We start from the raw sequence: 21,955 nt of genomic DNA, 5'->3' as shown, positions 1-21,955 counted from the left end.
ACGCTTTTTATATATTAAGAGTATAGAGTTATGAGTTTTTTAGAAAGTTTTGATGCATAGTGATGTTATTATGGGAAAAATAAGAGGAAAACCATCAAACGAAATAAGAATATTAAGAGGTTTTATATGTGTTTATTCTAATTAACGAAGGGTAGATACGAGTAAAGGTAAATAAAAGGGATGATAAAAATGAATTATATAAAATATTTAGAATCAAAAGATGGAACTAAACTCTATACAAAAGTTAATGAAGTTAAAGAAAGTAAAGCAAATATTATAATTGCACATGGTCTTGCAGAGCATCTAGACCGTTATGATGAATTGGTCGCGTTTTTAAATGAGCATCATTATAATGTCGTTCGTTTTGATCAACGTGGTCATGGGCGTTCTGAAGGTAAGAGAGTATTTTATAGTCATGTGGATGAAATCATTGATGACTTGGATAGGATAATTAACTACACTAAGGAGAATTATAGTGGAAGAGTATTTTTAATCGGACATAGTATGGGAGGTTACGCGGTAACTTTATTTGGTACCAAATACCCTAATAAAGTAGATGGCATTATTACTTCTGGCGCACTAACGCGCTATAATAAAAGTACATTCGGAGAGCCAGATAAAAATATTTCAGCAGATACATATGTCAAAAATGAACTGGAAGACGGTGTTTGTTCTGACGAAGAAATTATCCAAAAATATAGAGATGATGATTTAGTCGCTAAAGAGATTTCTATAGGCCTCATATTTACCCTGATGGATGGTATTGCCTATCTAAAAGAACATCCAAGCCATTTTATAGATCCAGTACTCATCTTACATGGTAAAGAAGATGGTCTCGTAAGCTATAAAGATTCTATCGATTTATATAATGAAATTGCTTCTAAGAAAAAGTCTCTGTATATTTATGAAAATTTACAACATGAAATTTTCAATGAGTCGTCATATAATCAAAGTATTTTTAGAGATATCATTGATTGGTTGGATAGTAAAAATAGATAAAATATGATGTTTGACGTGAAACAATGAAGTTAATATTAAAACAACCATGAGTAGGAGTATTCTCACTCATGGTTTTTAATTGACTAATAATATGTGTGGCGAAGTTATTTTAATCCTACATATTCTTCTAAAGTTTTACCAGATTGATATACTTTGGTTGCAGTATCTTTTCCTAAATAACGTAAATGCCATGGTTCGTATTGATAACCAGTAATTTTTTCTTTTCCTTTAGGATATCTCACGATAAAGCCGTATTTATGTGCGTTTTTCGCAATCCATTGCCCTTCTTTTGTTTTTCCGAAACTTGCATATAAGTTTTTATCTGAATTAACGCCACCGATGTCAAATGTAAGACCTGTTTGATGTTCTGAGTAGCCAGGACGTGCGCTATATTTATCTGCAGCTTTTTTACCATCGCGTGCAGCATAACGATTGTATAGTTGAACTTGAGTAGGATAACTTCTGTAGCCACTCATTTTGTATAAGTTAATACCCTCTTTTTGTGCAGCACTAAATAATTGTTGTAAGGCTTGTTGGGCTTTTGGATCTTCACCAGGATTATAATTTGAAGGAAGACCTATATTTTTATTTACAATTAAAATACCATCGATATATGTACGACCCTCTTTAATAACTTTTTTATGTTTTTGTTGATTGTCATCACTTTTATTAGTTTGAGATGTTTGTTTAGTATTATTTTCATTTTCATCATTACTATGTGAGCAAGCTGAAAGTAATAAAGCGCTTGTCATTAGGACTGCAGAGAATTTTTTCATGCTTAAACTCCTTTAAATTTTAATTACTATAAACAATAATGAAACATTGTACACAGTGTAACATAGTTTTTTAATTATATAAGATACAACTTTTATGAAAAAATGGTATTTTAACAAAATTTATATTTATCTTCCTCTTCAAATAATGTATAAATAATGTATAGTATATTAGTAAAATAAGAAGAATGTATGAGGGGCCAATAGATGAAAAAATTTTTATTTTTGGGTAGTATCATGATGATGTTATTAGCTGCTTGTAGTACGCATGAATCTTCAAAAGAAGATAATAAATCAAAATCAAATCAAAATAACGTTCAAAAAGCTAAAAAGAACGAATCAGATAAAAAAGATGAAACGTCATTAACCAATACGTCTAAATTATCAACGAAAGAACGATTAGCATTAGCATTCTGTATTGATGGTGTCGATCAATATACATTGACTAAAAATGAAATTCTAACTGGAATTTATGAATATAGATTACCTACGGGCAAACATAATTATAAATTAGTTGATTTTACATTGGTTAAAGTGAAACAACCAGTAAAACATGCACCAAAACATATGCAGTTCTTTACGGTTTATCCAGATAAAAGTACCTATCAAGCGCTAATTGGAGTTAATAAAGATACAGTTTATGTAGGACGTATGCAAAAAGGTACATTGGATTATAACGATTTACTTGATAAAGGAAAAGAAGCTAGTTTAGAAGAAGTATATAAACATAATAAAGATAATAAAGCTTTACCAGAACTTATAAGTAAAATGCATATTTCAAACTCGTTACCTGATAGTGCTAATGATAATGGGAATCCGTTAGCTTCAAATGATTTAGAAAAATCTGGTAGTGTCAATACGCGTTATCGTAACGAAGTGTATCAATTAATTTCTGATTTTGATGACGTAGAATTAAAAAAATCAGGTTATTTATGGGATGATGTCAAAATGACAGATCATAATGGTAACTGGATTGTGAACTATCGTAACAAAAAAGGCGAGATTCTAGGTACATATAGAATGAAACACGGAAAAATTCAAAAATTAGATGAAAATGGCAAAATGGTAAAAGAAGAAAAATAAATGAATTGTTAATAAAACGTTGTGAGATGTTTAAATTAAGACATTTTACAACGTTTTTCTGTTTATTATGATACGATGAATAAGATTGTAGGAGGTTCGGAGCAAATGAAATATAAAAATACAACATTTCATTTTTCAAGGAATACATGGCAGTATTTAAAGTATAAAAGTGGTGATGATAGATGATGACTTTTTTAGCCATTACCATTTTTGTACTCACATTAATTTTTGTAATTTGGCAACCCAATGGATTAGATATTTCGATTACTGCTGTTATTGGTGCAGTTGTAGCACTTCTGACGGGCGTAGTAGGATGGTCAGATGTTATGGAAGTGACGAGTATAGTATGGAATGCAACGCTAACATTTGTGGCTATTATTCTTATTTCACTTATTTTAGATGAAATTGGCTTTTTTGAATGGGCAGCACTTCATATGGTAAAGGCATCTCAAGGCGATGGACGAAAGATGTTTATTTTCATTATGATACTTGGAGCGATAGTAGCAGCATTTTTTGCGAATGATGGGGCAGCACTTATTCTCACTCCTATAGTATTAGCAATGGTACGTCACTTAGGTTTCAAAGAAAAGATGATATTTCCATTTATTATCGCCAGTGGTTTTATTGCGGATACTACATCTTTACCGTTTACAGTGAGTAATTTAGTAAATATTGTTTCAGCAGATTATTTTAATATTGGATTTGTAGAATATTTAAGTCGTATGATACTTCCAAATATATTTTCATTAATCGCAAGTATTATTGTATTGTGGCTTTATTTTAAAAAGGCAATGCCAAAGCAAGTGGATATAAAAAAAATGAAGGCACCTCAATTAGTTATTAAAGATGCTTCATTATTCCGTATATCGTGGTTCGTATTAGTTTTATTACTTATAGGTTATATGATGAGTGAGTTTGTTCGTGTGCCTGTCTCTATTATTGCAGGTAGTATTGCTTTTATTTTTCTTATTTTAGCGGCGAAATCGAATGCCGTTCCAGTTAGAAAAGTTGTAAAAGGCGCACCATGGAATATTGTTATATTTTCACTGGGAATGTACTTAGTTGTCTTCGGTTTGAAAAACGTGGGGATTACTCATGTGTTAGGTCATATATTTTCAAATATCGCACATCAAGGTTTATTTACTAGTATTATGGGTGTTGGTTTTATCTCAGCTATACTCTCGTCAATAATGAATAATTTACCTACCGTACTCATTGATGCGATTGCCATTCATCAATCAGCAGCTACTGATGTACTTAAAGAGGGAATGATATACGCTAACGTAATAGGTTCAGATTTAGGACCTAAAATTACACCGATTGGTTCTTTAGCTACATTGTTATGGCTCCATGTTTTAGCTCAAAAAGGAATTAAAATATCGTGGGGCACCTATTTTAAAACAGGTATCGTTATTACCCTTCCAGTTTTATTCATGACCTTACTAGGTTTATATTTAACATTAAAATTGATATAGACAGACTTATTAAAAAGAAGCCAAAAATGATATGATTTTTGGCTTTTGTTATATAAAACAAAAAGTTTAAAATTATTAAAAATGTAATATTATCATTTTTGTTTAAATAGGTTATGATAAATTATATATATTTTGAGTTTTGATTATTATGTAATGAATAACAAGGGGATGACATAAATGAAAAAGAATAAAACTGGAAAGTTTAAACTAGAAATGCCGCACACCTATGCAATATTAATGTTGATTATAGTAATTTCCTGGTTACTTACTTATATTATTCCTGCTGGAGAATATGCGAGAGAAAAGAAAAACGGACAAACCATAGTTATTCCTGGTACCTATCACACAGTATCTTCAGAACATCTAAATTTTTTGAATATATTTAGAGCTGTCCCAGAAGGATTGATTAGTGGAGGAGAAATTGTTTTTTATGTATTTTTAGTGGGTGGCGCTTTTGGAATTGTCCACAAAACAGGTGCTTTTGAAAATGGTGTAAATAAAGCTATGAGAGTTTTGGGAAAAGCCAACTTTTTAATGATTCCACTAACGATGATCATCTTTTCAATATTAGGTTTTACAATAGGTTTAGCTGAAGAAACTATTATATTTGTTCCCATTGGTATTATTATTGCTCGTACCTTAGGTTATGATGCATTAACCGGTGCTGCCATGGTTATTTTGGGGGCAGCTAGTGGTTTTAGTGGGGGCATGTTAAATCCTTTTACAGTTGGGGTGGCTCAAACAGTTGCTGAACTTCCAATGTTTTCAGGTTGGGGCCTTCGAACTATCATATATCTTTTTATATTAGCAACGGCCATTTCAACTGTAATGTTATATGCTAGTAAAGTTAAAAAAGATAAAACTAAAAGTATTGTGTATCATTTAGAAAAAGAAGAAGGACAAGTTAATCAAGACATCGATTATCAACACTTTAGTAAAAAACAAGCATTTAGTTTAATGATTATTATGGCAACTATCCTCTTCAATATATTTGGTATTTTTAAATTTGGATGGAGTTTCAATGAAATGAGCGCTAATTTCTTATTTGCAGGAATTTTAGCGGGCTTAGTAGGTGGCTTAGGGTTTAATGGTACGTTTGATGCTTTAGTAGATGGAATGAAAAATATTCTATTTGGAGCAATGATTGTTGGTATCGCAAAAGGAATTATCGTACTGTTAGAAAATGGGAAAATCATAGATACCATTGTTCATGCATTGACGACCTTATTATCAGATGTACCAACGTCATTAGTGATTATAGCTATGTTTATTTTACAATTCATTCTTAATTTCTTTATTCCATCAGGTTCGGGTCAAGCATTAACGACGATGCCTTTAATGGTTCCTATCTCTGATTTGTTACATATTAATCGTCAGCTTACTGTCTTAGCCTTCCAATATGGTGATGCAATAAGTAATATTCTATTTCCTACATCAGCAATTTTAATGGGAGCTCTAGCTGTAGGTAAAATTTCTTATACTGAATGGTTGAAGTTTGTATGGAAACTATATTAATATGGATAATTATATGTAGCGTTGCTATGTCTATTGCTTTAGTAATAGGATACTAAAAAAATAAGGTAAGACTGACGGTTGTCTGAAGTTAGTGAGATGGATGTCTTGAAAATCTTGTGAAAATAACGAAAGAGCGTGTGTTCATGTTAAATGAGCGCACGCTTTTTTTTATACATTAACCTTTTGATGAAGTACTGTTTTGATAACGACCATGTACAAAGAAATATAAAATCATTGCAATAATAATTAGACCTGCCATTGCAAGATATAAATAGCGATAGCCCATAAATGGAATGAGTAGACCTAAAATGAAAGGACCCATGCCTGCACCAAAGTCCACAAAGATATAGAACGTTGATGTAGCTAATCCCATCTTACTAGTGGGTGATTGTTGAATGGCAATGGCTTGTGCAGTTGGAACGATGGTTCCATAACCAAAGCCAATAAATGCTGCAGATAGTAATAGTAAAAATGGAGAACTTACTATACTTAAAATAGCTAATCCTATTGCAAAACTTAGAAGTACAGGATACATGACTTTATTTTCGCCAAAATGATCATAAATTTTTCCAGTGAATGGACGTGTCACAAAGGTCACAACTGCAAATACAATAAAGAAGAAACTAGATGCAGTAACTAAATGTAACATTTCACTGTATATTGATAAGAATGAAAGTACACTTGCATAAGCAATTCCTACTAAGATGACGACACATGAAATAGGCAATGCTTCTTTTTGTAAGAAAGCACTGAGACCTTTAGGACGTGATTGTTCTTCAGTAACTATGTCATGATTCATCGGTAATTTTTTAATTAATAAAGTAAAACTAAATGAAACGACAATGCTAATCAAACTGATGCCAAAAATTGAAGAAAATCCTAAATTATTATTTAATACTAGTCCTAAGAATGGGCCAAAAGCGGAAGCAAGCGTTACGCTTAAACCGTAGTAACCGATACCCTCACCTTTACGTTCTTCTGGAATTAATCTAGAAGAAATCGTACCCGTTGCTGTTGAAGAGAAACCAAAGGCAATTCCATGAATAAAACGAACGAACATCAAAATAAGAATACTATGAATTGTAAAATATAAAGCGATAGCTATAATAGAGCCAATGACACCGCCAATGAGCACATTCTTAGGTTGCAGATGATCGATGATTCTTCCAGCGCCTAATCTTCCAGCTAGCATGCCAATGATAAATACACCAGCTGCTAATCCGCCAATACTTTCTGAAGCATGGTACGTTTCGATTGTGAATTGTGTAATTGTCACAATAAGCATGTAGTGAATTAAATACATAAATAAATTCACAATCGTTACAAAGATAAAGTCTTTTGACCATAAACGTTGCGACATGTTTAACCTCCTCTATTTAATCCTATTTATCTTAATTTATACTTAATTATTATAATATTAGCTAGACTTAATGTATAATTAGAATAATTTAATTTAATATAAGTAAAACTAATATAAGGGAGGAGAACATATGAATTTTGAACAGCTAATATATGTTAAATCAGTATACGAACAAGAATCAATGATTCGTGCAAGTGAACTGATGCATATTAGTCAATCTGCCATGAGTCAATCGATTGCTAATCTGGAAACAGAATTAGGATATTCATTATTTTATCGCTCCAGAAAAGGGACAATACCGACAGAAATTGGCAAACGATTGATTCCAAAAATATTGGAAATTTTGGAAGCGAAAGAACATCTCATGCTAGAAGTAGAACGTTTACAAACACATATAACAGGAAAATTAACCATAGCCACTATACCAACGTTATTTCACAAACTACTTCCTAAAGTCATTTCTCAATTTAAAGTTGATTATCCAAACGTAGATATTGAAGTTATAGAATCTGACCGTGAAAATATTATAAAAATGTTGAGAAATAATGAGATAGATTTAGGATTAATTGGTAAAAAAGAATCAGATAAAACAATGTCCTTAATTCATGAATTTCCTCTTAATTTATCGACGAATTTTAAACTTATTGTACCTGCTAAATCTAAACTTACGTTTAAAGATACTGTTAATTTAGAGGATATTAAAGACTATCCATTTATCCTCTATGATCGTAGCTTTTACCATCATCATTTGAAAAAATTCGAAGAAGAAAATGGAGAATTAAAAATTGTATTTCGTACGCATAATCCCATCGTTTTATTAAGAACTGTTGCAGAAGGCTTAGGTGTAGGTATGATTTCTAGTTACATGATCGAAGACGAACCCATTTTAAATGACGAATATATTGAGGCCATACCTCTAGGCCATCCTTTTGATTATTCAGTGTATTTTACAGCGATAGTCAATGACAACAGAAAAAATGAAACCTCTTTATTACGATTTATTGATTATTTAAAGAAGTAATCATTAACAAAACTTTGTTCAAAAGTTCACAAACTTTTCATAGTATTTTACATACAAAGTGCTAACATAATAATTGAAAGTTATATTACTTTAAGAGGTGTAGTAAATGGACAATTCTAAAAAAGTAGCACTTGTTACAGGTGCAGCACAAGGTATTGGTTTCAAAATAGCAGAACGTTTATTTAATGACGGTTTTAACGTTGCTATTGTCGATTTTAATGAAGAAGGCGCAAAAAAAGCTGCTGAAGCACTTTCAAAAGAAGGTCAAGAAGCAGTAGCATTTAGAGCTGACGTATCCGACCGTGAAAATGTTTTTGATGTGACACGTAAAGTTGTAGAACATTTTGGAGAGTTAAATGTAGTTGTAAATAATGCTGGTTTAGGACCAACAACACCTATTCATACAGTAACACCTGAACAATTTAATCAAGTTATCGGAGTAAATGTTGGAGGCGTATTCTGGGGCATTCAAGCAGCTTTAGAACAATTTGAAAAATTAGGTCATGGCGGTAAAATTATAAACGCAACATCTCAAGCAGGTGTTGAAGGTAATGCGGGATTATCTTTATACAGTAGTACTAAATTCGCAGTTCGTGGATTAACTCAAGTTGCTGCACGTGATTTAGCTGACAAAGGTATTACAGTAAATGCATTTGCACCAGGTATCGTTGAAACACCTATGATGGAAGGTATTGCTAAAAAATTAGCCGAAGAAAATAATCAACCAGAAGAATGGGGTTGGAAACAATTCACTGATCAAATCACATTAAAACGTTTATCTAAACCAGAAGATGTAGCCAATGTGGTTGGTTTCTTAGCTAGCAGTGATTCTGATTACATTACTGGTCAAACTATTATTGTTGATGGCGGTATGAGATTCCACTAATTTAAACAACAAATATATATTATTATTTTTAAAACTGATACGCACCCCAAAAGTTGGACTTAAAATCTAACTTTTGGGGTGCATTTTTATATTCTTTTAGTAGATACTATCTGCATATTGATGAAATACTTAACCTTATTGTTTTTTTATGTACTAGTCTAATTGATGACAACGTTACCTTTCCTATAAATATAGACCAATAATGATTGGACTCATCGCAATTGTATAACTCATTAAAAATGAGTAATTAGCAAAAATAATAAGCAATAAAAGCTAATACACCTACAAGTAACAAAAAGATTTAGAGACGCAATCAAAGATAAAATACGCTTACTTAGATATTTATTAATGAGAGTGTTTTATATTTTTAAAAAATAATGATATATAGTAAATTTAAATATAAATATAGTATATAATGTTATTAATATCTTACAGAAAGGAAGACATCAATGAGAATAAACAATATGAATATAGTTTCTGGTATCTTATGTGTATTATCATTTCTACTTGCAGTTTCGATTACATTTACAGATATGTTTTGGTATTTACCTGGTTTTTTTGTCATGCTATTGTCAGTGGTTTCAAGTGTTGTAGGTCTAATGAGTAGCAGCAAAGTATTTAATGGTATCACGTTATTTTTAACAATTATTTTCTTTCTTATTTTTTCAAGTCCATTATTACTTGCTTAGAAAAGAAAACGATTTTATATAATATTAATATGAATGGTAATATTTACAGCTATTGGTGTACTCGCGATGTTCTTTGTGATTAAGTATCTTTCAGAAACACGGGGGCGCAGTTTAGCTAAAATTGAACATGATTTATGATGACGAACAAATGTTAAATCTGAATAACGTAATGTATATCGCTACTTCAATGATTTGGAGTAGTGATTTTTTATTTTTTTAAAAAAGGGTAAACATAAAAAAGCAATGTTATGAACGGAGGAATTAAGATGAAACAGTCAAAAGATTTAGAACGATTACTTAAATCTTTAGACGGACAAAAATATGGCGCTTATAAACGAATGAAAGGGATATATCAATTTGATCAATTCCGTCTAGCTATCGATCATGTCCAAGTCGATCCTTTTGCGCCACCTTCAAAAATGCGTGTCATTATTGGGAAACAAGAGACTGAAATTCCTAATGAATTATTAGACACTAAAGATAAACGTATAGCGACTTCAGACTTTTTAACTCGAACAGTGGATACCCAGTTAAAACATTTCAATCGTACAGTGAAAGGCTCGGGTAAAAATGGAAAAATCTTTATCGATCATCCAGGACAAGAGATACTCGAACGTACATCTGTAGTGATTAATGATAAAGAGATTGAAATACGTATTGAAGTTGGACTACCGGCAGCTGGACGTAAGATTCTAGGAAAAGCAGCAGCATATACGATAATACAGGGCATTCCTCAAATGGTAGAAAAAGCGATACGATACGAAAATTTAAATCAACAAGCATTGAAAGAACAAGTCGCATTAAAACTAGACCAGATCTATATTAGACAACAACTTGAAACAGAACATTTAGTCGCATTTGTGGCAAATGGTTCAATCTTGCCAAGAAAAAGTGGTGTGTCAGACGCTCCAATGAAAGGTGCCATTCAATTCACAAGTCCTAAGAAATTTGAACATACATTCAATCTTCCAAGTGGTCGGTCAGTCACAGGGATGGCTATTCCACAAGGGATTACACTTATTGTCGGTGGAGGTTACCATGGTAAATCGACACTATTAGAAGCGCTTGAGCGTAGTGTATATGATCACATTCAACATGACGGTCGAGAATTTGTGGTGACTCAACATGATGCGATGAAAATATGTGCTGAGGATGGTCGAAACGTTGAAAATGTCGATATTAGTCCATTTATTGATAACCTGCCAGGAAAGAAAGATACGACACACTTTTCTACAGAAAACGCAAGTGGTAGTACATCTCAAGCCACAAATGTAATCGAAGCTTTAGAAGCAGAAAGTTCATTATTATTAGTTGATGAAGATACATCAGCTACCAATTTTATGATTCGTGATGGTCGTATGCAACAACTGATCGCTCCAGAAAAAGAGCCGATTACTCCATTTTCTAATAAAGTAAAATCATTATATGAAGATTATAGTGTTTCTACTATTCTTATTGTTGGCGGTTCAGGAGATTACTTTGATGTTGCTGACCAAGTGTTAATGATGGATGAATATCATTTAAAAGATGTAACAGAAGAAGCAAAAGAAATTGCGAATACTGACGGCTATAAGCGAGAAATTGATGGTGATCAGTCATTCGGAGTGCTATCTCACCGCATACCGTTAACAGATTCTTTCTCTAAAAAAGGAAAAGAAAAACGTTTTAAAGCAAAAGGATTACATTCTATTATGTATGGTCATGAGCCTATTAACCTAACAGGATTAGAACAACTTTTGGATGATAGTCAGACCAATGCTATTACGGTGATGTTAGATTACTTTAGACGTCATGGTATCAATAATCAAAATTCCATAATTCAAGCAACAAATGAGATGTATCACTTAATTGAGCATGAAGGATTAGAAGCGCTCTCTCATTTTAATGGACATCCAGGAAATCTTGCCTTACCTCGTAAACAAGAATTTATCGGTACCTTAAATCGATATAGAGGATTGAAAGTTAAATAAAAAGAGTATATCTTATCTTTTTTAGTAGGCAGGTAGTCTTACTTTTAAAAAATTAAAAGTCTGATTAATAGTGAAGCATCTGAATTAATAACGGAAGAATACGAAAAATCACGAAAAAAAGATTAAAAAATAAATATTTACCGATTGGATATAAGTAAACCATGGACTCATTTTCTTTTATTAAAGGAAAGTGAGTCTTTTCTAATTAAACTAGCAAAAGTGTTAGGGGAGTGGAACAGTAAATTTAAAATAAATTCTATTCTACACCTTCAATATTTTAGAAATATTTGGATATTTATCATTTGATTAATCGCGCACGATTGTTTATACTAAAATCAATCGTGAACGATAGAAAAGAGGTGCTGTGTTGAAAAAGGATGGAATGACATTAGCGAATCAATTATGTTTTTCTGCATATAATGTGAGCCGCTTATTTGCTCAATTTTATGAACAACAATTAAAGCCATTTGGATTAACGTATTCTCAATATTTAGTGTTACTGGCTTTATGGGAAGAAGATAATCGAACATTACATGAGATTGGTAGACAACTTGATTTATCAAGTAATACGTTGACACCACTTTTAAAAAGATTAGAACAATCAGGATGGGTCATAAGAGAACGTTCTGAAACTGATAAACGTCAACTGATAGTGACACTTACTGAAAAAGCACACCAACAACAAGAAGCAGTTTTTGAAGCTGTAGCCGAATGTTTACCTTCAAATTTTGATAAAACGAATTATAACCAAGCAAAAGACGTATTAGAACAATTAGAACATGGTTTGAAACAACTCAATAAAAAATAAAGAAGAGGATGAGTTAAATGAAAACATACGACGTTACATTTATTGGTAGTGGACATGCAGCTTGGCACGCAGCTTTAACGTTAAAACATGCAGGTAAAGAAGTAGCAATTATCGAAAAAGAGCGTATTGCGGGAACATGCACAAACTGGGGCTGTAATGCTAAAATCTTACTTGAAAATCCATTTGAAGTATTAGAAGAAGCAACCCACTATCCAGGTATTGTTGAATCACATGATCTTAAAGTAAATTGGTCAAACTTAATGGATTATAAACATAAAGTGATTGATCCAATGGCTGGTCATTTAAAATCATTATTTGAACAACAAGGTATTGATGTATATGATGGTGCGGGTGTAATTAAAGATGAACATACAGTTGAAGTAAATGGTGAATCTATTGAAACTGAAAATATCGTAGTTGCGACAGGTCAACATAGTAATAAATTACCTATCGAAGGTAAAGAATATACACATGATAGCCGTGACTTCTTATCGATGGAAGACACACCAAAAAGTATCACATTCATTGGTGGCGGAATTATCAGTATCGAATTTGCATCTATCATGATTAAAACTGGCGCTGACGTTCATGTGGTTCATAATACAGATGAGATTTTACCAGGATTTAACCGTAATCATGTAGATAAATTAGTTAAAAAATTAGAAGATGAAGGCGTTAAATTCTATCTAAATGAAAATACAGCTGCAGTTAAAAAAGAAGGAGACGCGTTTACACTAACAACTGAATCTGGATTATCAATCCATACAGAATATGTACTTGATGCAACAGGAAGAGTTCCAAATGTTGAAGGTATTGGATTAGAAAATGTCGGTATCAATTATAGTAAAAAAGGTATTGAAGTAGATGAGTACTTAAGAACAAATGTTAAAAATATTTACGCAAGCGGTGACGTTTTAGATAAAACGATTCCTAAATTAACGCCAACTGCGACGTTTGAATCAAACTACATTGCTGCACATATTTTAGGTATGGTACAAGATGAAATTAAATATCCAGCTATTCCTTCGGTACTTTATTCGCTTCCACGTTTATCACAAATTGGTGTAACTGTTGAAGACGCAAAAGAAAATGATCAATATACAGTAAAACATGTGCCATTCGGTAAACAAATGGTATTCGAATATAAGAATGAAACAGAAGCTGAAATGTATATTGTACTAGATGAACATAAACACTTAGTAGGTGCTGAAATCTATGCAGATGCTGCCAATGATTTAGTAAACTTACTTGTATTTATCATTAATCAACGTTTAACAGCCAAAGAATTAAGTCAATTGATTTTTGCTTTCCCAGGTGCTTCAAGTGGTGTGATTGATTTATTAAAAATGAACATGTTATAAGAATTTAAAAACGGTTAGTCCATGTGGCTAATCGTTTTTTTTATAAAAGAATGAAATGTTTAAATTTCTCTAAAACGTAAATAACTATATTGTACGAAAAATGAAACGTCATCTCATTTGGAGGGATTTATATTATGGGTAAAGAATTTGAATCGAATGGTGTTAACGTAGAAATACCAGATGAATTAGAATCAGTCGTTGCGTTAGAATATTCTTTTGTAGAAGCATTAGCTAAATTAGAATTGAATGTCACAGGTATTGCTGATGACAAAGATAAAAATAACTTAGAAAATTCTATTAAACACTTAGTAGGTAACTATACATCTGTTGGTTCACGTTTGGAGCCTGATACAGAATTAATTAAAAAAGCAGAACCACAATTAATCTTAGCAGATAAAACAAGACATGAATCAATGTTTGAAAAATTAAATACGGCAGCACCAACAGTATTATTAGAAAGTTTTGATGCTAACTACGACCAAAGTATTGAAACATTTAAACAAATTGCAGAACTCGTATCTAAAGAAGACAAAGGCCGTGAACTTGTTGTTCAACACAATGAAAAAGTTGAAGACTTAAGCAAAGATATTAAACTTGATAAAGACGTATCAACTATTGCTGCTGTACCAACACATGATGGCTTATATGTTCATGCATCACATTCATATGTTGGACAATTCTTGCAAAAAGTTGGTTTTAATGGTTCTATTCCTGAAGATATGGAGAACCACCTACCTGAATATATGGGTGCAGATTACTTAAAAGTAGATACAGACCGATTTGCAAGCTTCAATCCAGAACGTATATTGATTATGGTAGATGAAGATAACAAAGCAGATTATGAAAAATTAAAAGAATCAGAAGCGTGGTCAAATATTGAAGCAGTTAGAAATGATCGTGTACACGATGTAAACCGTGAACGTTGGGCAAAATATAGAGGATTAATCGCTTCAGAATTCATCTTAGAAGATTTAACAAAAATTGAAGAATAATGATTAAAAAAGCGTGCATTTCAAAATGGTGAAATGCATGCTTTTTATTTTAAATATAAGCATATAACATGTTTACTTATTTAAATATTATAGAAGTAACTAAGAGAGTCACACCAGACAGACAAATTGAAGTTATACATATCACTATGAAAGGTTTAAGTGCCTTTGAAATAACTTCTTTTAAAACGATATTCAATCCTAGAGCAACCATCGCCATTAACATACATACCGTTGTAATAACATTTATAATATTCATAAGTAATGAAGGAATAGGAACAAATGTATTGATACAAGCCATTATGATAAATCCAATGAGAAAGTAAGGAATATCGATTTTTTGTTGTACTTGACTTGAGTGTGACTTATAACGCATATACAAAATTAAGACAATGCTTAATGGAATAAGTAAAAACACACGGCCTAATTTTCCAAGTAAAGCAAATGTCATTGCCTCTGGCCCGCCAATATCTGCTGCTAAGACGACATGAGCGATTTCATGTAGACTGATACCTGTCCAAGCGCCATAAGTTATAGTAGGTATGTTAAAAATAGCCTCGATAGCTGTATAAATAAGTGCAAATATAGTTCCAACTAGTGCAATAATACCTACACTTATTGCAATGTCTTTTTCTTTAGATTTTAAGATTGGTGCTGTAGCTGCAATAGCTGCAGCTCCACATACTCCTGTACCAATACCAAGTAGTATAGAGATATCTTGATTTCCTTTAATAATTTGATTCAAAATTAAAGTTAAACTTATTGAAAAGATAATTACGATAATATCAATAAGTAGTAATTTCCAGCCTTTACCTAGAATATCTCCCATATTTAGTTTTAATCCATATAAGATAATCGCAAATTTTAATAAACGTTTCGATGCGAACGTAATACCTGGACGAATGTGTTCTGGATATCCCATCACTTGGCGATATAGCATCGCAAAAATAATAGCAATAGCTAATGCCCCAATCGTATGTAAAATAGGAAATTTAGCTAATATATAACTGATCATTGCGATCATAAATGTAAACATAATACCTTTCATAAATGAAGGCTGCGTGATTGATTTCATAGTACTTTCACCTCGATATGAAATCTTAGCACGTTATTGTTATAACGTTAAATAAATAATAAGTATAGTATATATATCAAAAATGTTATATTAGACTTAAAGGAGAATGATGTATGGATCCGTACAAGGTATTAATTGAAGTAATGAAAACAGAAAGTTTTACTAGAGCAGCAGAAAATTTATATACTTCGCAGCCTTCTGTGAGTCGTGATATTAAACGTTTAGAATTAAAATATAATATTAAAATATTTGAATTTAAATCTCCATATTTAAAACTAACTAGAGATGGCGAAAAGCTATTACAATATGCATTGCAGCGGGAAAGTATTGAACAAGAATTATGGCAAAACTTAACATCGGAATCTGAGATCATCTCAGGCACTTTAACAATTGGAAGCAGTTATACATATGGTGAATATTTATTATCAAAACAGCTTACCAGTCTTATGCAACAATACCCTAAGTTACATATTCATTTACGTGTTAATAATTCAGATTCTGTTATAAATGATATTAAACACAACAGAGTAGATATAGGTATTGTAGAAAAGGAAATTCAAGATAATGCAATAGAATGTAAGAAAATAATGGAAGACGAAATGGTGTATATTTACAAAAAATCGGTTCAACCTAGAATGGATATATGTTTCGTTAGAGAAAAAGGGTCTGGAACAAGGTTTTATCAGGAAGTAGGTCTTTCTGAGTTGAAATTAAATCCATATTTGATAGAAATTAATAATATTAAGATTATCAAACAAATGGTAGAGGATGGAAATGGGTTTGCGATTATTTCAAAATCAGCAATTCATCCCGAAGATTATGAAAAATTAATGATAACAACTTTAAATGTGAAACGTCACTATTACCTTGCTCAACATGTTGATAAATATATCGATAAAAATATTAGAGCTGTCATTGAAATGATTATGAAGTAGAGTAAATAAAAAAGCCGGATCTTTCTAAAGATTGAAAGGTCCAACTTTTTTATTAACACTGCGGGGTGTCTTATTTATTGTTTTTTAATTCAAAGAATTTTTCAGCTACAGCTTTACCAGATTGTGGATTTTGACCTGTGATAATGTGACCATCAATAACAGCGAATTGGCTCCAGTTGTCACCTTTTTCGTAATGTGCACCACGATTTTTAAGTTCATCTTCTGTTAAATAAGGTACTTTATCTGCTAAGCCAACTGCTTCTTCTTCAGTATTAGAGAAACCAGTTACAGTTTTACCATTAATAATAGAATTACCTTCACTATCTGTAACATTTAATAGTCCGATAGCACCATGACATACTGAAGAAACTGCACCGTTATTTTCATAAATTTTACGTGTTAATTCTTGTAAATCTTTATTATCTTTGAAGTCCCAAATTGTTCCGTGACCACCTGCGTAATAGATAATATCATAATCTTCAGCACGTACAGCATCTGGTGTAAGTGTACTACCAAGACGTGTCATGAAGTCTTTATCTTGATAATATTTCCAATCTAACTCAGACATCATATCTTCTTGTAGACTTGCAGGATCAATAGCTGTATAGCCACCTTCTGGACTAATATAGTCGATATCATAACCATTTTTGTACAATACATCTGCAAAGTGAACGACTTCACCTAACCATAATCCAGTTGGACGATTCATATCAGGATATTTTGAAACACTTGTAACAACTACTAATGCTTTACTCATTGTATACCTCCTAAATTGTTTACGTAATTCATAATTACCCATTTTTAAGGAGGAATAACACATGCTAGGTATATTTTTTATATTAAAATTATAAATTAATGTGATTGAAAATAATGTTACAAAAATTGTTTAAAAACGTTAAATAGTGGTACATATTAATATACAATTTACCAATTCTATGAATTCGTAAAAGTGGCCTCACTAATCAATCGATTAGTGAGGTTTTTTGTATTCCAATAATAGATAAATTATACTTGTAGTAATCTTTAAATATAAAAAGGAGAGATAATAATGGCCCAAGATAATGGAAAATTAAATTGGTCAAGTTTAATCATTGGTACGCTATTACTGATTATTGCCGTGGTTATATTTAGTAATCCAGTTCAAAACTTCTATACACTTACTTGGCTGATTGGCTTACTCATTATGGTAGGCGGTGTCATTCAACTTTTATTCCGTCGTACGGCAAAAAAACTCGTAGGAGTAAATACAAAATTAATTTTAATTAATGGTATTATCGATTTAATTTTTGGTATTCTTGTTGTATTTAATGTTGGAGCAAGTTCAGTATTCTTTGTATTTATGTTTGCGTTTTGGTTTATTTTCAGTTCGGTTATCGGTCTGTTTACACTATCACAACAACATCAATTACGCGGTTTATCAATTATCGTAAATATCCTAGGGATTATTTTAGGTATTATCTTATTATTTAATCCAATGATGGGTATGATTTTTGTTTCAACCTTAATCGCATTTACATTCGCAGTCCTAGGTGTGACATACGTTATTGATGGTCTAGCATAATGTATTTATGTCAAACGTATTAAATTTTAAACTCTTCACTGCTGTAAAAGTGAGGAGTTTTTCTTTTAAAAAGAATATCTGTTGTGTTGAATGAAAAGTAAAGTTGATATACAGAATATGACGTAAGTATTAGAATGATAATTGATAAAACACATGAACATGTTTAGGAGGAACTATCGTGAATTACAATTTTGATGAAATCATTGATCGTCGTTATACAAATTCAATGAATGTGGAAGGCTATAAAGGTTATCTTTTTGGTAATACAGATACGTCAGATTTAAAAGATAATGATGAACTGATTCGTATGTGGGTAGCAGATATGGACTTTAGTACACCAGAAGTCGTATTAAATGCGATTCGTGAACGTTTAAATAAGAAAATTTTAGGCTACACAAACGTCTTCGGTTCTGAATATTATGAAGCTTTTGTTTCTTGGACAAAGAAACGTTATGGTTTTACTTTTCCTCAAGAGCATCTTGTATTCTCTCATGGTATTGTGGCTGGATTAATTGAACTTGTAGGTTATATTTGTGATAAGGATGATAAAGCACTAATTTTTACGCCGAGTTATGGTCCATTTAAAATGGCATGTGATAAAAATCATATTTCAACAGTATATTCTCCACTAATCAATCATCATGGATATTATGAGATTGATTTTGACGATGTACGTAAAAAAGTAGAAACAGAAAATATTAAATTATGCATTTTTGCGAATCCACATAATCCAACGGGACGTGTCTGGTCAGAAGAAGAGTTAGACACATTGGGTCAAATTATGAAAGACAATGATGTATGGCTCATTTCAGATGAAATCCATTGTGATATCAAACGTTCAGATCAATCACATGTGCCATTTGCCAAAGCTGTCCCAGATTACGACAAAATCATCACTACTATGTCTCAAAGTAAAGCCTTCAACATTGCAGGTTTGATGTTTTCAAATATCATTATTCAAAATGAATCACTTCTAAAAACTTGGAACACCCATCACTTTGGTACGGAAAATCCTCTAAGTGTGGTTGCCACGCAAGCTGCTTATGAAAAAGGCGAAGATTGGTTACAAGCAATGAATAATTATTTAGATGATAACTTTAACTATTTAGCAGATTTCCTAGAAAAAGAACTGCCGCATGCAGAATTTAAAATTCCAGAGGCGACGTATTTAGCTTGGGTAGATTTAAGCTATTATATTAAAGAAAAAGATATTGATGAATCGATGGCGAAATTCTTTATTAAAAACGCTGGTGTCATCATTGAAGGCGCAGAGCAATTTGTTCATAACGCAGAGGGTCACATTAGAATTAATATTGCAGTGCCTAGAGAAGTGATGAAAAAAGGACTACAAAAAATAAAAGCGGCTTTAGTTTAAATGGAAGTGATATATCATGGCTATTATTGAACCCTCACACATAGGTCATACACCATTTCAACAATTATTAGGTCATCATGAGGACATTATGAAGACGTGGTCAGCATTGAGTGACACACTAGAAAATACTAATGCTTTAAACGCAGAACTCAAAGAAGAGATACGCCGTATGCTAGCGCAGAAAAATGGTTGCCAATATTGTAAAGCAAAAGGCAAGCCTACCGGGAGTCTAACAGATGAAAAATCAGCAATATGTATTGGATTTACAGAAGTCTATATCAAACTGGGAGATCAAATACCTACAACGTACACAGAAATCTTAAAGTCTCATTTGTCAGATAAAGAAATCGTCGAACTTATTACGTTCATTACATTTACAAATGCCCAACAACAATTTGGTGCGATTATGAAATTGCAACCTTAAATAAAAGGACTCTAGCTTAGGTTAGAGTCCTTTTATAATTTTAATTTAAAATAATATATAAAGTGAATACGAATTCATATTATTTTTATCGAAATTATATTGACTTTCATTATTTATAAAAGTAATATTTTAATATAATTCTGAAAATTCGGACATAAAATAAGGGAGAAATAAATAGCATTTGGGAGGTTATGTATGGGAAACCATTTAGTTTTACAATCAGATTTTGGTTTGGGGGATGGAGCAGTTAGTGCAATGTATGGAGTAGCATACACTGTGAGTGAAGATATAGAAATTAATAATTTGACCCATGATATCCCACCTTATGATATCTGGGTAGCTTCATACCGTTTATATCAAACAGTAAAATATTGGCCAAAAGACACAGTATTTGTTTCTGTAGTTGATCCTGGCGTTGGAAGCGATCGTCGTAGTATTGCTTGTCTTACTAAATCAGGACATTATATTATTACACCAGATAATGGCTCATTAAGTCATATTAATTATTATGAGGGCATTGAAAAGGTTATTGCAATCGATGAAGTAGTCAGTCGACTTCCTCATTCAGAGGAAAGTCATACATTCCATGGAAGAGATGTTTACGCCTATAATGGAGCAAGATTAGCTTCTAAACAAGTAGAATTTGAAGATTTAGGGCAATCAATTAGTTTAAATTCAATTGAAAAATTAGACATTACTGAAGCTATCGAAAGTGAATCTGAACTTTCTGGAAGTATCGATGTACTAGACATTCGTTTTGGATCGCTATGGACTAATATACCGCTTTCTTATTTAAAAAACGCAAATATTTCACATGGTGATGAATTAATTGTAAAAATCTACCATAAAGAAAAAAGAGTATATCAAAATATAATTAAATTTGTTCGTTCATTTGCTGATGTAAATGTAGGAGAACCATTAGTTTATGTCAATTCATTAGTTAATATTGGAGTTGCAGTCAACCAAGATTCTTTTTCAGATTTATACCACATTGGTACAGGTAATGATTGGACAATTAAATTATCAAAAGCACCAAAATTTTAAAGGAGGAAAATGTTTTATGAAAAATGAAGGTATTTCAGTTAAAACCATTGTCGCTATAGGTATTGGCGCAGCTGTATTTGTAATTTTGGGTAGATTTATCGTAATACCAACTGGATTTCCAGATACGAATATTGAAACAACTTATCCATTTTTAGCATTATTATCTGTAGTATTCGGACCAATCACAGGATTACTTACTGGACTAATTGGTCATGCAATTAAAGATTTTACAATGTATGGAAGTGCATGGTGGAGTTGGGTAGTATGTTCTGGTCTTATTGGTTTTTATTATGGATGGATTGGTAAAAAAATTAATTTATCTTCAGGCCAATTTTCATTTAAAAATATTGTTTTCTTTAATGTGGCACAAGTTATTGGAAATATTGTATGTTGGGCAATTATTGCGCCAATTTTAGATATTTTAATTTATAGTGAACCTGCTAATAAAGTATTTACACAAGGTATTTTGTCAGCCACACTTGATATTATTGCAGTAGGAATTATTGGGACTATCCTTCTAAAAGCTTATGCAGCTACTCAAATTAAAAAAGGTAGCCTTAAAAAAGATTAATTTGAAAATTTATCGAGAAAACATATTGAAATGTTTTCTCG

The 21,955-nt window shown here is 31.8% G+C and carries 20 protein-coding genes and 1 pseudogene; 17 read left to right on the top strand and 4 right to left on the bottom strand.

What is annotated here, in order from left to right; all coding sequences use genetic code 11:
* The first annotated feature begins 189 nt into the window (after positions 1-189).
* Positions 190-999: an alpha/beta hydrolase gene (locus tag HMPREF2578_RS02415; RefSeq protein WP_017174743.1), complete on the top strand. Its 810-nt coding sequence runs from the start codon at positions 190-192 to the stop codon at positions 997-999.
* Between the two features lie 104 nt (positions 1,000-1,103).
* Here the strand turns inward: HMPREF2578_RS02415 and HMPREF2578_RS02410 are convergent, their stop codons facing one another.
* Positions 1,104-1,775, bottom strand: a complete 672-nt coding sequence (locus HMPREF2578_RS02410; RefSeq protein ID WP_017174744.1) for a M15 family metallopeptidase — start codon at positions 1,773-1,775, stop codon at positions 1,104-1,106.
* Positions 1,776-1,979: 204 nt separating this feature from the next.
* Here HMPREF2578_RS02410 and HMPREF2578_RS02405 point away from each other — a divergent pair, with 204 nt between their 5' ends.
* The 3 genes and pseudogenes from HMPREF2578_RS02405 to HMPREF2578_RS02395 all read left to right on the top strand — a co-directional run bounded on the left by HMPREF2578_RS02405 (position 1,980) and on the right by HMPREF2578_RS02395 (position 5,901).
* Positions 1,980-2,855, top strand: coding sequence for a hypothetical protein (locus HMPREF2578_RS02405; RefSeq protein ID WP_017174745.1), 876 nt, complete (start codon positions 1,980-1,982; stop codon positions 2,853-2,855).
* A gap of 185 nt (positions 2,856-3,040) precedes the next feature.
* On the top strand, positions 3,041-4,330 hold the full coding sequence (arsB, locus tag HMPREF2578_RS02400) for an arsenite efflux transporter membrane subunit ArsB (protein WP_070508271.1): 1,290 nt from the start codon (positions 3,041-3,043) through the stop codon (positions 4,328-4,330).
* 177 nt (positions 4,331-4,507) lie between these two features.
* Positions 4,508-5,901 (top strand): annotated as a pseudogene (locus HMPREF2578_RS02395) (YfcC family protein).
* Positions 5,902-6,020: 119 nt separating this feature from the next.
* Here the strand turns inward: HMPREF2578_RS02395 and HMPREF2578_RS02390 are convergent.
* On the bottom strand, positions 6,021-7,205 hold the full coding sequence (locus HMPREF2578_RS02390) for an MFS transporter (RefSeq protein ID WP_017174748.1): 1,185 nt from the start codon (positions 7,203-7,205) through the stop codon (positions 6,021-6,023).
* Positions 7,206-7,335: 130 nt separating this feature from the next.
* Here HMPREF2578_RS02390 and HMPREF2578_RS02385 point away from each other — a divergent pair, with 130 nt between their 5' ends.
* The 7 genes from HMPREF2578_RS02385 (at position 7,336) to HMPREF2578_RS02355 (ending at position 14,932) form a co-directional block, all read left to right on the top strand.
* Complete coding sequence (locus HMPREF2578_RS02385; RefSeq protein WP_048761092.1) at positions 7,336-8,226, top strand: LysR family transcriptional regulator; 891 nt, start codon at positions 7,336-7,338, stop codon at positions 8,224-8,226.
* Positions 8,227-8,332: 106 nt separating this feature from the next.
* Entirely contained in the window at positions 8,333-9,112 is a 780-nt protein-coding gene (locus HMPREF2578_RS02380; RefSeq protein WP_017174750.1) for a (S)-acetoin forming diacetyl reductase, read from the top strand.
* A 464-nt stretch (positions 9,113-9,576) separates the two neighbouring features.
* Positions 9,577-9,801 carry a hypothetical protein gene (locus HMPREF2578_RS02375; protein WP_231451787.1) on the top strand — a complete coding sequence of 75 codons (225 nt, stop codon included), beginning with the start codon at positions 9,577-9,579 and terminating at the stop codon, positions 9,799-9,801.
* A gap of 266 nt (positions 9,802-10,067) precedes the next feature.
* On the top strand, positions 10,068-11,771 hold the full coding sequence (locus HMPREF2578_RS02370; RefSeq protein WP_070508246.1) for an ABC-ATPase domain-containing protein: 1,704 nt from the start codon (positions 10,068-10,070) through the stop codon (positions 11,769-11,771).
* Positions 11,772-12,138: 367 nt separating this feature from the next.
* On the top strand, positions 12,139-12,579 hold the full coding sequence (locus HMPREF2578_RS02365; protein ID WP_070508245.1) for a MarR family winged helix-turn-helix transcriptional regulator: 441 nt from the start codon (positions 12,139-12,141) through the stop codon (positions 12,577-12,579).
* Between the two features lie 17 nt (positions 12,580-12,596).
* Complete coding sequence (locus HMPREF2578_RS02360; RefSeq protein WP_070508244.1) at positions 12,597-13,940, top strand: dihydrolipoyl dehydrogenase family protein; 1,344 nt, start codon at positions 12,597-12,599, stop codon at positions 13,938-13,940.
* Positions 13,941-14,074: 134 nt separating this feature from the next.
* A complete protein-coding gene (locus tag HMPREF2578_RS02355; protein WP_070508243.1) occupies positions 14,075-14,932 on the top strand; it encodes an ABC transporter substrate-binding protein in 858 nt (285 codons plus the stop codon).
* 76 nt (positions 14,933-15,008) lie between these two features.
* On the opposite strand, the gene HMPREF2578_RS02350 is transcribed toward HMPREF2578_RS02355, so the two are convergent.
* Positions 15,009-16,004: a YeiH family protein gene (locus HMPREF2578_RS02350; protein WP_070508242.1), complete on the bottom strand. Its 996-nt coding sequence runs from the start codon at positions 16,002-16,004 to the stop codon at positions 15,009-15,011.
* 113 nt (positions 16,005-16,117) lie between these two features.
* On the opposite strand from HMPREF2578_RS02350, the gene HMPREF2578_RS02345 reads away from it, so the two are divergent.
* Positions 16,118-16,939, top strand: coding sequence for a LysR family transcriptional regulator (locus HMPREF2578_RS02345; protein ID WP_049382211.1), 822 nt, complete (start codon positions 16,118-16,120; stop codon positions 16,937-16,939).
* Between the two features lie 70 nt (positions 16,940-17,009).
* On the opposite strand, the gene HMPREF2578_RS02340 is transcribed toward HMPREF2578_RS02345, so the two are convergent.
* Positions 17,010-17,696, bottom strand: coding sequence for a type 1 glutamine amidotransferase domain-containing protein (locus HMPREF2578_RS02340; RefSeq protein WP_070508241.1), 687 nt, complete (start codon positions 17,694-17,696; stop codon positions 17,010-17,012).
* A gap of 291 nt (positions 17,697-17,987) precedes the next feature.
* On the opposite strand from HMPREF2578_RS02340, the gene HMPREF2578_RS02335 reads away from it, so the two are divergent.
* The 5 genes from HMPREF2578_RS02335 (at position 17,988) to HMPREF2578_RS02315 (ending at position 21,914) form a co-directional block, all read left to right on the top strand.
* Positions 17,988-18,500 carry a DUF308 domain-containing protein gene (locus tag HMPREF2578_RS02335; protein ID WP_070508240.1) on the top strand — a complete coding sequence of 171 codons (513 nt, stop codon included), beginning with the start codon at positions 17,988-17,990 and terminating at the stop codon, positions 18,498-18,500.
* Between the two features lie 178 nt (positions 18,501-18,678).
* Positions 18,679-19,875, top strand: coding sequence for a 3M3SH-releasing C-S lyase (locus tag HMPREF2578_RS02330; protein WP_048678735.1), 1,197 nt, complete (start codon positions 18,679-18,681; stop codon positions 19,873-19,875).
* Between the two features lie 16 nt (positions 19,876-19,891).
* Positions 19,892-20,299 carry a carboxymuconolactone decarboxylase family protein gene (locus tag HMPREF2578_RS02325; RefSeq protein ID WP_061544142.1) on the top strand — a complete coding sequence of 136 codons (408 nt, stop codon included), beginning with the start codon at positions 19,892-19,894 and terminating at the stop codon, positions 20,297-20,299.
* Positions 20,300-20,494: 195 nt separating this feature from the next.
* Positions 20,495-21,343 (top strand): SAM hydrolase/SAM-dependent halogenase family protein, encoded by an 849-nt coding sequence (locus HMPREF2578_RS02320; RefSeq protein ID WP_049419895.1) that lies wholly within the window; start codon positions 20,495-20,497, stop codon positions 21,341-21,343.
* Positions 21,344-21,359: 16 nt separating this feature from the next.
* Complete coding sequence (locus HMPREF2578_RS02315) at positions 21,360-21,914, top strand: ECF-type riboflavin transporter substrate-binding protein (protein WP_049419896.1); 555 nt, start codon at positions 21,360-21,362, stop codon at positions 21,912-21,914.
* Positions 21,915-21,955: the final 41 nt, after the last annotated feature.

It is taken from the genome of Staphylococcus sp. HMSC072H03 (genome assembly GCF_001809305.1).
GTDB lineage: Bacteria > Bacillota > Bacilli > Staphylococcales > Staphylococcaceae > Staphylococcus > Staphylococcus hominis.
The sequence above is the reverse complement of the archived record's forward strand: the minus strand, read 5'-3'. Positions and strand labels throughout refer to the sequence as shown.